Below are 13,324 nucleotides of genomic sequence, written 5' to 3'. Positions count from 1 at the left end.
GTTCTCCCTGTCCGTTAGACGATAAGCGCCCAGGCGCAAATGATAGCAAGCGAAGCCAAAAGTGCGACGAGATAGGGGATGACGGCGCGGAACAGCGCGGTTGCCGGCACCCGTGTTACACCACTGACCACGAAGACCAGCATGCCAAGTGGCGGGGTCAGACCGTGGATCATCAGGTTGACGACGACGATCACACCGAAATGGATCGGGTCGATTCCCGCCGCCACGGCCGAAGGCAAGAGGATGGGGCCGAACAGCAAAATGGCCGCGCCGATATCGAGCACCAGCCCGACCGCCAGCAGGATGACGTTCGACAACAAGAGAACGGCCAGCGCGCTGCCACCGAGAATAGTGGTTAGGCTGGAAATCAGCCCGGAAACGTCGTCGACAGCCAGAAGAAAAGCGAAAGGACCCGCGGTGCCGATCAGCAGGCCGATTGCCGACGCTTCGGTTGCCGCCTGCCGGAATGTTGCGAACAAAGGGCCGAAGCGCAGCCGCGCTCCAAGACCGAGGAGGAGGGTGTAAAACGCGGCCAGCGCAGCGGCCTCGGTTGTGGTGACGATACCCATCCGGATGCCGACGACGACGATGACGCCCAGACCGAAGGCGGGGATGGCTGCGATGGCCGATTGCCGGCGTTCAAGACCACTGGCTCGAGGTTGCGGCACCTGCTCACGCACCGTCAGGTGAATGGCAACTGCGAGGCAGACTGCCATGACGCCGCCAGCGAAGAAGCCGCCGACCAGCAGGGAGCCTACGGAAAGATTGGTGGCGGCAGCCAAGATCAGGAACGCGACCGAGGGTGGGATGACATTGTCCAGCACCGAAGTGGCGGCGATGATCGCACCGGCTTGTGGGGGCGGATAGCCGCGCTTGACCAGTTCGGGCTGGAAGGTTGAGGCGCCGAAGGCGGCGTTGGCAACGGAAGACCCCGAAGCGCCGGAGAACAGTACGCTGGTCAACAGCGTGGTCTGTGCCAGGCCCGCGCGGCGGTGCCCTACCAGCGATGAAGCGAAGCGGACAAGATGATTGGCGACGCCCGATGCCGTAAGAAGCCCGCCGGCCAACAGGAAGAAGGGAATGGCGAGCAACAGGAATTTCGACATGCCGGTGACGGTGGAGGAGACGATAGCGGGCTCCGGCAATGTGCTGCCAAACGCGATGGCGAGATAGGCGGCGGCCAGGAAGGCGTGCGGCAACGGTGCGGCGACGAGCAAGCCAAAGGCCGCGATCAACCCCAGCACAAGGCTCGGCGGAAGTGCGACCTGGAAGGTGACTCGGGTGGCGGCGAGGTAGAAAAGGACACCGACGATGACCGCCGCCAAGACCGCCAGGCCCTTTTCTTCGGAAAGGCGCTGCAACACCAATACGAGCAGGATCAGCGCGCCGCCGATGCCGAGAAAGCCGAAGCGGATCCATTCGGGCAGGCCCAGCGTCGGCGAAATGCCGCCAAGCATGCTCATGATCTCCGTCCCTCCGAAGCTGAGAATGAGGCCGGCGAGTACGGTGAAGATATCGGCGACAACAGCGGCTGCCGTTTGAAGCTGGGCCGGCAGGCGCTTCGCGATCACGTCAAGCCGCATCGCGAGAACGCTGTTTACGGCCAAGGGTGCGCCGAAGGCGATGAGCGCGACATGAAGCCAGATGCCCAGATCTTCCGATCCAAGCACGCCGGTGTTGAAGGCGTAACGCAAAACCACGGTGGACAACACAACGGCCAACAGCACGGCAAGGATCGTGGCGACAACTGCGCCCAGCGCCGCCTCGACGGCGCGCAGGCAGTGCCGGGCGAGCGGCGCAGCTCGAGGCCGTTCCAACGGTTCGGGAATCTCCGGCGCACTCACTGGCCGGAGCCACCTTTGGCGGCGGGCGGGGTGGCCTGTCGAAGAACCGATGCGGGACTCATGGTCGATCCCTGACCTTGCTCGGACAACTGGCGATTCCACCGCGGTAAAAGATGCGAATCTCCATAGCAAACGGTTGTGCCGATATCCACCTCGCCGATGTCTCGATCGCACAGCACGGCTGTCGCTGACGGAGAAAACCCCCTCCGTCGTGCTTAAAGCCAAGCACTTCGAAGTCATCCACCAAACCCGGCAGAATCCCGCCAAATTCGACGTGCTGCGTTAGACTTCCAGGATTCGGAGACATAAGATGAGGACAGATTGTGAGCACTACTGACTGTTCTATGCGCATCGAAAGCTTAGAAGACGAGGCATTCTGAAGTGGACGACGTGAAAAGGTGCGTTTTTGAGTCCGGCTTATTCGACAGCGAATGGTACTCGAAAAGATATCCTGATGTGAAAGCGACGGCCCTCGATCCACTCGACCACTATCTCTATGTCGGCGCGTTTTTGGGCCGCAGACCGAGCGATGCATTCCTGCCAGAAGAAATGGCAAACCTGACAGGTGCTAGAGACGCGCTGCCATTACTCGATTTTATAAAGCGGAATAATATTTCCTTTGATCGCAGCTGGTATCTCAAGCGCAATCAAGACGTCGCGAGGGTCAAGAAGGACCCACACGCTCACTATCTCGCCTATGGTTTTAAAGAAGGCCGGCCATCGAATGCCATATCGGAAACGGCCAAAGACTTCGACGCTGTCTGGTATCACCAGAAATATCTTGCCTCGGAAAATTACAACGAATCCCCATTAATTCATTACTGTAATATTGGAAGCGCGCTCGGATATCTTCCCTCCAAGAGGGGAGGAAGTATCATTAGTGATTATCGACGCTTTGGATATGTAGAATATGGAGCATCGACAGAAAATATAATTCACTTTGATGAGGCGACCGCAATACGGGATGAATTCAATTTGTCCGTTGTTGTGCATATGCATGTTTTCTACGAGGAGTATCTCGAGGAAATGTGCAGAAGTCTTATCAATATTCCGGTCGATTTTACTCTCTTTGTGTCTTTAACCGTTGATCGATTTCAAATCGATGACATTCGAAATCGTCTGCGAAACCACCTGCCGCATGTCCGGACCATCATCGTAAGAGAAACGCCCAATCGAGGGCGGGATATCGCACCGTTCCTGGTCGAGTTCGGCAGGGAAATCGCCGAATTCGATCTGGTCCTGCACATTCATTCGAAGCGAACGCTGCACAATCCGGCGCATGTTGGCTGGCGGCGATACCTCCTTCACTGTGTCTGCGGCAATCGCGATACCGTAAGCCAAGTACTCAATGCGTTCTTCGAGGACGAGAAACTGGGCGCAGTTTTCCCGCCTTATTATCCCACACTGCGGCTGCAGCCAAGCTGGGGGCGGAATTACGGTAAGGTCACCGGCATAGTTGAAAAGATGCGGCTCGGCACCGCACCTGTCGACTGCCCGAATTATCCTGCGGGGTCTTTTTTCTGGGCACGAACAGCCGCCCTCATGCCGCTTCTGACAGGCGTTTTGTCCCTTGAGGATTTCGATGCGGAGAGCGGCCAAATCGATGGCACCACCGCGCACGCGGTGGAGCGGCTTTTTGGGCTTTTACCGTTGAAGCTTGGTTATAAATCGGAAGCCCGGTACACCGACGTCGCGTATAATCTCGTCAATTTTTATTCGCGTGAGCGGACTTTTACCGAGAGACCTGACCGGTCTGCCGATGTCCAGTCTTATATCGATGCCCGAAAAAGGCCGGAGCGGCGAGCTCGCATAGCGGTCGCCACCGCCATAATCGGCGACTACGATGTGCTTCAATTGCCCGAGCATATCGACCCCGACGTGGATTATTTCTGCTTTTCGGATGCCCGTATCGATGGATACGACGTCTTTGAGATCAGGACCGTGGATTATTTGAATGATGATCCACGGCGCGTGGCTCGGTATGTAAAGACCAATCTGCTGCGTCTGCTCAAGGGTTACGACTACTTGATATGGGTGGATTCGAATGTTCAGATTCGAGGGTCGCTGGATAAATTCATATCGAAGATGGAAGACTCTGACGCGGCGGTAGGGGTCATCTACCACCCAACTCGAATGACTTATCTGGATGAAGCGAAAGAAGTAACTGCCCGCAAACTCGACGACCAGAACGTCGTGCAGCAGCAGGTGGAGGGATATCGCAAGACCATCGATCTGGAAGAAGACCGTCTGATTGAGACGAACTTCATGATTTTCAACGCCCGGGACGGGCGAGCAAGGGCGTTTGCCGACGTTTGGTGGTGCGAGATTCAAAAGAAAAGCAAGCGGGATCAGCTGAGCGTCAATTACGCTTTAAGAGCATCCGGGACCCAGGCACAGCCCCTGCTCGACGATGGGTATTCGTGCCGCGATTACCCGGGCTTTCGTTTGTTTTTCCACGGCACTGGGCCAGAGGTCATGCTGTCGCGACACCGCAGAGATGACGGTTCGATACGCGCGGGCACCCTCGGCCGGGTCATATCTTTGCCGCCAGTTGAGACAGTCGAGGATCTCTTGTCGTCCAACTCGGATTGCTCCTTGCTCGTCCATCGGGTTGTCGATGAGCCGGATGTTTCAGTGACGGATCATATCCGTGGCAGTTCGGCAAATATTGCCGATCTTCAAACGAACACTCTGGCGAACGGGGTGTCGGTGTCCAACTGGATACCGTCTCGTTGGATCGCTTCCAAATGGGAGGCGAACATCGAAATATCCTGCATTCATCAGGCGATATGTTTTGGAGGTCTGATCAGTCGTACATATCCAGACTATCACGAGTCCGGACAGCTGTTCTTAACGAGGGATGGAAATCTGCTGGAGTCGACATTTGGCGTCTGGAACGGCGAGGGGCTGATACCGAATAATTTATTGAAAAAGGTCGATGAAGAGCAATGGCAGCTTTTGCGCAGCCCGAAATATGATGTCCTGGACGGGAAATACATGCTGCTGGGAAGCTTGCAGCCCCATTTCGGCCATTCGCTTCTTGAAGGCCTGAGCCGGGTCTGGCCATTGCATGTTTCCCAGGCATTTCGGGATGACATGAAGTATCTCGTTTTCGAGCCGGGACTGCGCGACTATCATCAGGTGTTCCTGCAGCATGCGGGTATCGATCTCGAACGGGTTGTCCATGCGCCTGCCACAGGCATCAGAGTGGAGCGCCTGTATGTGCCGACGCCGAGCATACGATCGCACAGATGGATCAGCCCGCTCCAAGGAAAGACGTGGGCGACCATTTCCGACAGCGTCTCGTCACGTGCGCCAACACGGCGGGTGTATCTAACCCGACAGAAGATCGGCGAGCGACCGTTGTTGAATGAGGAAAAGGTCGCAGCCTGTTTTTCCGAGTTCGGCTATGAGATCATAGCGCCGGAAACGTTGACCGTTGAAGAACAGATCGAGATGGCTGCCACTTCCACCCACCTTGCGGGGCCTGTCGGGAGTCAGATGTATCTGGCGGCATTTCAAAAGAGGGGCGGAAAGAAGCTGATCATCGCTCCGGCGAATTTTTACGCCAAGGACGATTTGCTCATTTCTAGGGTCACCCAGGGAAGCTGCGATGTCGTGTTCGGAACCAAGACGGACAATTTTTCCGACCGCGACAAACGGAGCTGGTACATCGATATCGAGAAGGTTCGCGCAGCACTTCGTCGTCATTTGTCCTGAAGGTAAGCCAGTCTGCCCTGGCTTACCTGCATCGTTCCACCTGCTTGACATACGCGCCCAGCAAATAGGGTGGAACGGTATTTTTCCAGAACGCCTCCCAGCGCGATGGTGCCGGTCCGTCCCGGGTTATCGACAAGACTGTCGCCAACTTCCCCGGTGCCGCCTCCAGACAAACCCTGTTAACCTCAATATCCGGCCCCAGCGACAGTTTGGCAGATGCCAGCGGCCGGCTCTTCGAATCGTTGAGCTCAAGCTGAAAATCCGTCTCCCTGGGCCCTCTTCTCGTCCAGACAGCAATTTCGACCGCCGCCGCGCCCTCCGCTTCGAAGATCGGCAGCAAACCGCGCATTTTTGCCCCATCCGGATCGACGATGAAGAGGTTTTTATGATGGGTGCGATTGAGCGCCTCGCGAAAGCCTGAAGTGGCAAAGCTTTTTGGTTTTACGGCCGTCAGTTCGACACGCCGGAAGCCTTCTGACAGAAGCTTCGCTTGAATCGCTTCTGGCATTTTTGCCGCGAAATAAAGATGGTCGTTTTGCCGTGCGTAAAAAAACGGCTTCGTCAAGACTGGCAAAAGCACCAGCACCGTACCGACAATGCCGATACATCCGATGACACGCGACAGCCTTCTGCTGTCCAGAGCATAAGCCGACCACACGAGGAGGAGAGCGATCACGCCGATCTCCAACGCACCGATCGAATAGCGGCCTTGGGTTCCCAGATGGCGGTTTATGGCCCAGTTGCCGACATTCCATTGGATCCAGATCAACCAAAACAAGATCGGTACGGATAGAAGCACAAGCGCGATAAGGGCATTTGGGGAGCTTGTCCGCCGATGGAGGAAAAAGAGCACCAGCAGCCCCAACAAAGCTGCCCCAAAAGCGCTTTCGACCAGCAAAAGTTCGGTTGAAGTATTCCCTGTTACGTACGTATGGCTGTGGCCAAATATGCCGGTGGTCGTTCTCCATGAACTGCGGATGACATCTCTCGCGATCGACTGCCAGTCTCTCTCGGCGGGTCCGTCGAAATGGAAGATGTTATCCGAGGCGGGCAAATCATAAATCTGCGTGTAGCTGGGATTTACCGAGCCGTATTGGATGACCAGGTTCGCATAATATGCTGTGGTGAATGAAACCGAGAGAGCAAAAAAAGCGACGAGCGGAAGATGGCGTAGCCCGATCAGACGCATCTCCCGTAACCAGAACGCAAGGCGCGCCTGCACGCCCATCGCGAAAAACCGTGCAGTTTCGGCCACAACGGCGCCTGCGATAAACGGGATCGCGACAATAACGAGGGTAATTTTCGTCATCGCAGCCAACGCTGTCGTGGCCACCAGCATCAACATGGTGGGCAGTGAAGGCTGAACCATCGATCGCAAGCCATATGATGCCAGGAATGGCCATACAGCGGCCACGAGAGCATCATTGTTCACGGCGCCGAGAATATACAATCTCGACGGGATGAAGAGGATCAAGACCGCCGAACCGAGTGCGGCAAGGTTTGTCAGAAGCCGCCTTTCCACCAGGAAGGAAAGCAGCATGTAGAGGCCCACCAGGTGGATGGCATAGAGGCCGAGCGATATTGCGCGCAACGGGGGAATGGCAGCCGCCCGCAAGGCGGCTCTATAATCGTTTGTACTCAAATGAACCGCGGTAAAATCCTTGTCTATGTGAAGGACTTCCATCGCGGCAGCCAGAAGAAAATGATAGGCCGGTGGATGTCGAAGATGGTTGTATTCGCCCTGATCCGTCTTGATGGCCGAGCGGTCGAAAAACGGTGTCAGGCCTTGCTGATAGATCCCATAAGCGTAAGAAAAATGATGCCGTTCGTCTGGAGCGAGTGATGACGGCGTCGTCGCACTGTAGATCGCGGTCAAGAGCCAGGATGATGCCAGCAAGAACAGCAATAGTCGGCGCGTCGTCTCGTTCATTCTGGCCAATGTATTTGTTCGCTGAGTGTTGAAGTTCTGATCCAACTTCTGGCTGAAAGGCTATCGAACTGCAAGCGAGGGGCTGGGAGACAACCCTTGGGAAGGCTTGGCTCTTGTTGGTTTGGTGATTCAGCTCCGATGCACTCGCTGGAGTGGCTTTTCGAAGTGGCGGTTTTTGATCTAGAAAATCGAATCCGGCATCTCGATTGTTATGATATTAGTATGCCTGCTGAACGGACGGATTCTTTTTAGGCAAGGGATGTAGAGAGTTGCCGCCGTGATGTAGGCCGAATTACTTATAGCAGAAGTAGAACATGCAAAGAAATAAAGCCCATCTTTCCGATCCAAACCTGGTTGCGCAAGGTCGATCGTTTGACAACTTGATGCCGCTTGGGTCGCTGGCTTTCATGCGGCCTTCATATCTCGCCATGTCGGCATGGATCGAGCACATTCCCTTTGCATTCTGGCTCATTCAGGCCCTCCGGCCGAACGTCTTTGTCGAGTTGGGTAGCCATTGGGGCGTATCATACTTTGCTCACTGCCAGGCCATCGAGAGACTGAGCCTGGATTGCAAGGCTTTCGCGGTCGATAGCTGGGATAGCGATGAGCATGACGGGCTCAGCGGAGAAGAGATTTTCAAGTCAGTCAGTCACTATAATCGCGATAATTACGAGAATATCTCGGTTATTTTGCGTTCGCGCTTCGATGACGCCGCAGTTTTTTTTGCCGAAAAAAGTATCGATTTAATTCATATATACGGGCTACATAGCTATGACGCCGCGAAAGATGAGTTTGATCGCTGGAAAGACAAGCTGTCTAACCGTTCCGTAGTCTTGTTTCACGACACGAATGTGCGGGAACAAGATTTTGGCGTCTACAAGCTCTTCGAGGAATTGGCGGAACGTTACCCCACATTCGAGTTCACGCATGGCCATGGACTTGGCGTGGTTGGGTTCGGCGCGGATCAGACGCCACAACTGAAGTCCTTGTTTGAGGCTGGACAGAACGATAATGCCCGGCGGGACCTCAACATTCAGTTCTCCACATTAGGCGGCTCGTGCCTGAATGCTTACAAGAATGAAAAACTTGAGGCGCGTTTGAAGCCGTTCTCGACGATGGAAAATGAGCTCATCAGCCTCAGGCATGAGGTGAGACATGCCGTACAGGAGAGGGAGCAACTCTCCCGCGGCTTGCAGGCGAAAACGGCTTTGATCGAATCGCACGGCAGAGAGATTGAAAACACTAAGGCGCTCATATTCAAAATCTCCGACAAGAATAAGGTGCTTCAAAGCGACTTGTCTAAAGTGATGGGCGAGCGGCAAGTTTTTTCTGAAGAAAATAGGCGATTGTTTTCCGAGCTTGCCGCAAAGTCGGTCGTCATTCGGCGGAATGACGACGAGCTGGCATCGTTGCGGCTCCGTGTTTCAGAGCTTGTCAAAGAAGAAGCGACTTTGAGGATCGAACTGGACGAGCTCACCGCAGATGTCGCGCATTACGAAGCGCTCGCTGAGCGATATCAGGCCGATGCTGAAAATTACACCTTGGAAAGCGGACGGGCTAACAAGCTGCAGGCGGAATTGGAGGCGGCTGTGTCTGAGAGAGACAACGAGAAAGGTCTCCGAGCGCTTCTGCAACATGAAAAGAACGAGGCTGAGCGTCGTCTCCAATCACGCTTCACTGAAATCGCCGCCCTCACCAATCTGCTGAAGGAAAAGGAGGGTAAAGACTGACGGCGCCGGTACCTTCCGGAAAAATAATAGCAAGAACAGGCAAAAACGTTCGAATGCCCAATTCAACTGCAAAGGAGCCGGGTTAACGAAGCGCAGCTTGGTCCCGAAACGCGTCGACCACAAATTTCGCAATGAATTCAACGTCAGCGGACCAGGTTTCGGTCAATGCTGCAACAGACAGCGTTCGTGGCGGGATCGGCGGGCTAGCCTCGAACCTGACGACACGGTCAGCAATATCGTCCCGCAAGACGGCTGGCGTCATGACTGCGAAGCCAAGTCCGGCAGCGACCAGTTCGCTTGTCACGGACAGCGAGTTGCAACTGCTGAGCGATTTTGGCCTACATTGACCGGCGTCGAACCATTGCCGGATCGACTGGCCGATAGTGGATTGTTCCGGCTGTGTGAAAATCGCCTCGTCGACGAGAGCAGACGGCGTTAGGACCCTGCCGGCGAGTGGATGGGAGGCTGGGCCGAGCCATGCCAAGTCCACTTCGCCGAGGGGATAGACAGTGATGCCATCGGACACTTTCGCATCTGTAGTGATGGCCACATCAAGCTGCCGCTCGTCTAGTTGCTTGAGCAGCATGGCGCCGACATCGACTGCGAGCTCGATACGAAGCTCCGGCCTTGTAGTGTTGAGTTGGCGGATCAGACCGGGAAGGGCGATATGCGCCACCGTCTCCACCACGCCAAGGCGAAGCAGGCCGCGCAGCTTTCCCGTGGTTGTTTCGTTCTGAATCTCGCGCGCCAGCGACAGCATCTGGTCCGCGTGGCGCTGGATCGACCGGCCAGCCTTCGTCAGCCGCGCCCGCCCACCGGTGCGGTCAAACAATGCGCAGTCTAGATCACGCTCCATCTCACGGATTCGCCCGGAAACCGATGGCTGCGTCACGCATAGATGGCGTGCGGCTGCGTGGAACGAGCCGAGCCGAGCGATCCAATAGAACGTTTCGATCTGGGCAAGTGTGAGCCTCATGATAGGAGTAGCCTATCACCTCAAGGCGTGAAATCAATTAGAAGTAATCATCTTGTTGTGCCAGTTTCGATAAAAGCCGCTGCTGCTGCAGCGGATGGCAGCAAGGGGAACAACAATGAAGAAACTCACTTCGGCATTCCTATCCCTCGCAATCACCGCCGCGAGCATGGGCGCCGCGTATGCTCAAGACATTCAAGAACTGAGGCTCAAGGTTATCGGTGGCTGGAGCAACGTGACCATGACTACCGCAGTCGAACAGCCGTTTTGGCAGAAGACTATGCCTGATCTCTCCGGCGGCAAAATCACCGCCGATTTCAACAGCCTCGACACGCTCGGCCTCAAGGGCGATGAGACGTTACGCCTGCTGCGGCTCAAGATCGCTGATATTGTCACAGGCCCGGTCAGCTTCGTGGCCGGCGACTTCAAGCTTTATGACGGTTTAGATCTTTCAGGTGCCATTCTCGATATTGAATCGATGCGCAAGGCGGTCGATGCCTACCGTCCCGTCATCGACAAGAACATGCAGGAAAATTTCAACGCCCATCTTCTGATGATGTGGCCGTCGCCGCCGCAGGTTCTGTTCTGCAAGGGCGAGATCAAGGGCGTCGCCGATCTCAAGGGCAAGAAGATCCGCACGTTCAACCAGACGCTCGCCGATTTCGTTGAAGCGGTGGGTGGAACGCCGGTGAACCTCTCTTTCGCCGAGGTGGTGCCCGCCCTGCAGAACGGCACCGCCGATTGCGGCGTGACCGGGACAGGTCCGGGTAACAGTGCCAAGTGGTGGGAGGTGACGGATCATCTGTTTCCGCTCGTTTTGGGTTGGTCGCCTTATTTCAGTGCAATCAATCTCGATACCTGGAACTCGCTGGATGAGCCGACGAAAGCCTTTCTCACGGAAGCTTTCGGAAAACTTGAGGACGAGATGTGGGCGCATGTGGCCGGCGTCGCCACCGAAGGCGTCAACTGCAACACCGGCATCGGCGAATGCGCCAAAGGCATCAAGGCCAACATGAAGCTGGTCGAGGTGACCGACGCGGACAAGGCGCTGCTCGCCGGCATGGTCACCGAGACCATCCTGCCGCGCTGGGCCGGCCGCTGCGGCGAGGCCTGCGTCGCCCAATGGAACGAGACCGTGGGCAAAGCCCTCGGCTTCACCGCCAAGGCGCAGTGACGAAGACGGCGCGCGGCAACGGAGCCAGGACCATGCCACTCAAGGGGCTGCGCGCCATCTCCCGATACATCCTGCTGGCGGGCGGGTTCCTCATCGTCATCGCCTGTGCGCTGATCGTGGTCGAGATCGTCATGCGGCAGGTGTTCAGGCGCTCGCTTGGCGGGGTCGACGAACTGGCGGGCTTTGCGCTCGCCGTCGGCACTGCTTGGAGCTTCGGCGCCGTGCTGCTCGACAAGGCGCATGTGCGCATCGATACGGTCTATTCGCATTTCGGCGACAAGGGCCGCGCATTGTTCGATATTCTGAGCCTCACCGGCACAGTGCTGTTCATGTCGGCCATGCTCTATTTCGCCACTGAGGTGCTGACGACCAGCATCCGCTTCGGCGCTTCCTCGCAGAGCTCGCTGGCGATCCCAAAATCGGTGCCGCAGGCAATGTGGGTGGCAGGGCTGGGTTGGTTCCTGCTGGTTGCGGTCATTCTTCTCTGCTGCTGCCTCGCGGCGCTGTTTCGTGGCGACTGGAAGCAGGTCGGGCGGCTGGCCGGAGCGCCCGACATCGAGACGGAACTCTCCGCTGAGCTTGCGGACACCGAACAGCGCAATGCGGGCGAGAAGGGAGCACAGTCATGATCGCCTTTGCCATCGGCGCGATGATCCTTTTGCTGGCGTTGGGCCTGCCCATCGCCATAGGTCTGGGCCTGGTCGGCATGGGCCTGTCCGAGTTCTACAGCGTCCTGCCTCTGACGCGCGCCATGGGTGAAGTGGCGTGGAGTTCCTCCACCAGTTTCCTGATGGTTTCGATCCCGCTCTTCGTGCTGCTCGGCGAAATCTTGCTACGCTCCGGTATCGCCGACCGCATGTATGCCGCAGTCGCCGCCTGGCTGTCCTGGATGCCCGGTGGTTTGATGCATGCCAATATTGGGTCCTCGGCTCTCTTTGCCTCCATGTGCGGATCGAGCGTCGCCACCGCCGCGACAGTCGGCACCACAGCGATGCCGCAAATGACCAAGTATGGCTACAACCCTCCCCTGTTCCTCGGCACGCTGGCGGCCGGCGGAACGCTCGGCATCCTGATCCCGCCGTCGATCAACCTGATCGTCTACGGGCTGATCACCAACACGTCGATCCCGCGGCTCTATCTCGCCGGCATCATCCCCGGCGTCCTGCTGGCGCTGATGTTCATGACCGTCGTAGCGCTTGCCTGCACGCTGCGTCCGAGTCTCGGCGGGCGCGTAGTCCGCGTCGGCTGGCCTGAGCGGATCGCGTTGCTTGGCGAATTCCTGCCGCCGATCTTCATCTTCATTGTGGTCATCGGCTCGATCTATGTCGGCTGGGCCACCGCGACGGAATCGGCAGCACTCGGCGTCGTCGCAGCGCTGGTCCTGACAATGGTTCGCGGCCGGTTCAGCGTCGCCATGTTCGTCAACGCCGTCGAAAACACGATGAAGACGACCGGCATGATCATGCTCATCGTGGTCGCTGCCTTCTTCCTCAATTTCGTGATGACGGCGGTCGGCCTGACCACCGCGATTGTCAATCTCGTGACAGCCTATGATCTGCCTCCGCTCGGCCTGATGATCGCGGTCATCGTCTTCTATCTCATCCTTGGCGCTTTCATGGACGAGATGGCGATGATGATCTCGACAGTGCCCGTCATCGCGCCGGTTGTGTTCGCGGCCGGCTTCGACGGAGTCTGGTTCGGGGTCATGCTGGTGGTGCTGATGCAGGCGGGTATGATCCTGCCGCCGGTGGGCATCAACCTTTTCGTCATTCAGGGCATCAGACGCACGGGTCGCATCAGCGAGATTGCCTGGGGGGCGACGCCTTTCATGCTGGCGATGGTAACGATCATGGTGCTGCTGATGGTCTTTCCCCAACTGGCGCTCTGGCTGCCGGCCACGCTGAATTGATGCCCGTGCCATCCCCAGATGCGACAGCCGTCGCTACCCGCCCA

General features: G+C 56.9%; 8 protein-coding genes. 5 read left to right on the top strand and 3 right to left on the bottom strand.

The window, feature by feature from the left end; genetic code table 11:
- Positions 1 to 14: 14 nt before the first annotated feature.
- A complete protein-coding gene (locus ICI42_RS00820) occupies positions 15 to 1,817 on the bottom strand; it encodes a TRAP transporter large permease (protein WP_230980117.1) in 1,803 nt (600 codons plus the stop codon).
- Between the two features lie 408 nt (positions 1,818 to 2,225).
- Here ICI42_RS00820 and ICI42_RS00815 point away from each other — a divergent pair, with 408 nt between their 5' ends.
- A complete protein-coding gene (locus ICI42_RS00815) occupies positions 2,226 to 5,564 on the top strand; it encodes a rhamnan synthesis F family protein (RefSeq protein ID WP_188162648.1) in 3,339 nt (1,112 codons plus the stop codon).
- A gap of 22 nt (positions 5,565 to 5,586) precedes the next feature.
- Here the strand turns inward: ICI42_RS00815 and ICI42_RS00810 are convergent, their stop codons facing one another.
- Positions 5,587 to 7,494 (bottom strand): hypothetical protein, encoded by a 1,908-nt coding sequence (locus ICI42_RS00810; protein WP_188162647.1) that lies wholly within the window; start codon positions 7,492 to 7,494, stop codon positions 5,587 to 5,589.
- Between the two features lie 314 nt (positions 7,495 to 7,808).
- On the opposite strand from ICI42_RS00810, the gene ICI42_RS00805 reads away from it, so the two are divergent.
- Positions 7,809 to 9,224, top strand: a complete 1,416-nt coding sequence (locus tag ICI42_RS00805; protein ID WP_188162646.1) for a class I SAM-dependent methyltransferase — start codon at positions 7,809 to 7,811, stop codon at positions 9,222 to 9,224.
- 82 nt (positions 9,225 to 9,306) lie between these two features.
- On the opposite strand, the gene ICI42_RS00800 is transcribed toward ICI42_RS00805, so the two are convergent.
- A complete protein-coding gene (locus ICI42_RS00800; RefSeq protein ID WP_188162645.1) occupies positions 9,307 to 10,200 on the bottom strand; it encodes a LysR family transcriptional regulator in 894 nt (297 codons plus the stop codon).
- A 238-nt stretch (positions 10,201 to 10,438) separates the two neighbouring features.
- On the opposite strand from ICI42_RS00800, the gene ICI42_RS00795 reads away from it, so the two are divergent.
- The 3 genes from ICI42_RS00795 to ICI42_RS00785 are packed head-to-tail and all read left to right on the top strand — an operon-like array spanning position 10,439 to position 13,280.
- Positions 10,439 to 11,371 (top strand): TRAP transporter substrate-binding protein, encoded by a 933-nt coding sequence (locus ICI42_RS00795; RefSeq protein ID WP_188162644.1) that lies wholly within the window; start codon positions 10,439 to 10,441, stop codon positions 11,369 to 11,371.
- Between the two features lie 32 nt (positions 11,372 to 11,403).
- The gene (locus ICI42_RS00790) at positions 11,404 to 12,000 is read left to right on the top strand and encodes a TRAP transporter small permease subunit (protein WP_188162643.1); all 597 of its coding nucleotides are present in this window, start codon (positions 11,404 to 11,406) and stop codon (positions 11,998 to 12,000) included.
- Complete coding sequence (locus tag ICI42_RS00785) at positions 11,997 to 13,280, top strand: TRAP transporter large permease (RefSeq protein WP_188162642.1); 1,284 nt, start codon at positions 11,997 to 11,999, stop codon at positions 13,278 to 13,280. The genes ICI42_RS00790 and ICI42_RS00785 overlap by 4 nt, the downstream gene beginning before the upstream one ends.
- Positions 13,281 to 13,324: the final 44 nt, after the last annotated feature.

The sequence above is a fragment of the Oryzicola mucosus genome (assembly GCF_014534685.1).
In the GTDB taxonomy this organism is placed as follows: domain Bacteria; phylum Pseudomonadota; class Alphaproteobacteria; order Rhizobiales; family Rhizobiaceae; genus Oryzicola; species Oryzicola mucosus.
The sequence above is the reverse complement of the archived record's forward strand: the minus strand, read 5'-3'. Positions and strand labels throughout refer to the sequence as shown.

Bases quoted from the DNA above. Each gene is read 5' to 3' on its own strand.
- ICI42_RS00785 (WP_188162642.1), top strand. From the start codon at position 11,997: ATGATCGCCTTTGCCATCGGCGCGATGATCCTTTTGCTGGCGTTGGGC.
- ICI42_RS00805 (WP_188162646.1), top strand. From the start codon at position 7,809: ATGCAAAGAAATAAAGCCCATCTTTCCGATCCAAACCTGGTTGCGCAA.
- ICI42_RS00790 (WP_188162643.1), top strand. From the start codon at position 11,404: ATGCCACTCAAGGGGCTGCGCGCCATCTCCCGATACATCCTGCTGGCG.
- ICI42_RS00800 (WP_188162645.1), bottom strand. From the start codon at position 10,200: ATGAGGCTCACACTTGCCCAGATCGAAACGTTCTATTGGATCGCTCGG.
- ICI42_RS00810 (WP_188162647.1), bottom strand. From the start codon at position 7,494: ATGAACGAGACGACGCGCCGACTATTGCTGTTCTTGCTGGCATCATCC.
- ICI42_RS00795 (WP_188162644.1), top strand. From the start codon at position 10,439: ATGACTACCGCAGTCGAACAGCCGTTTTGGCAGAAGACTATGCCTGAT.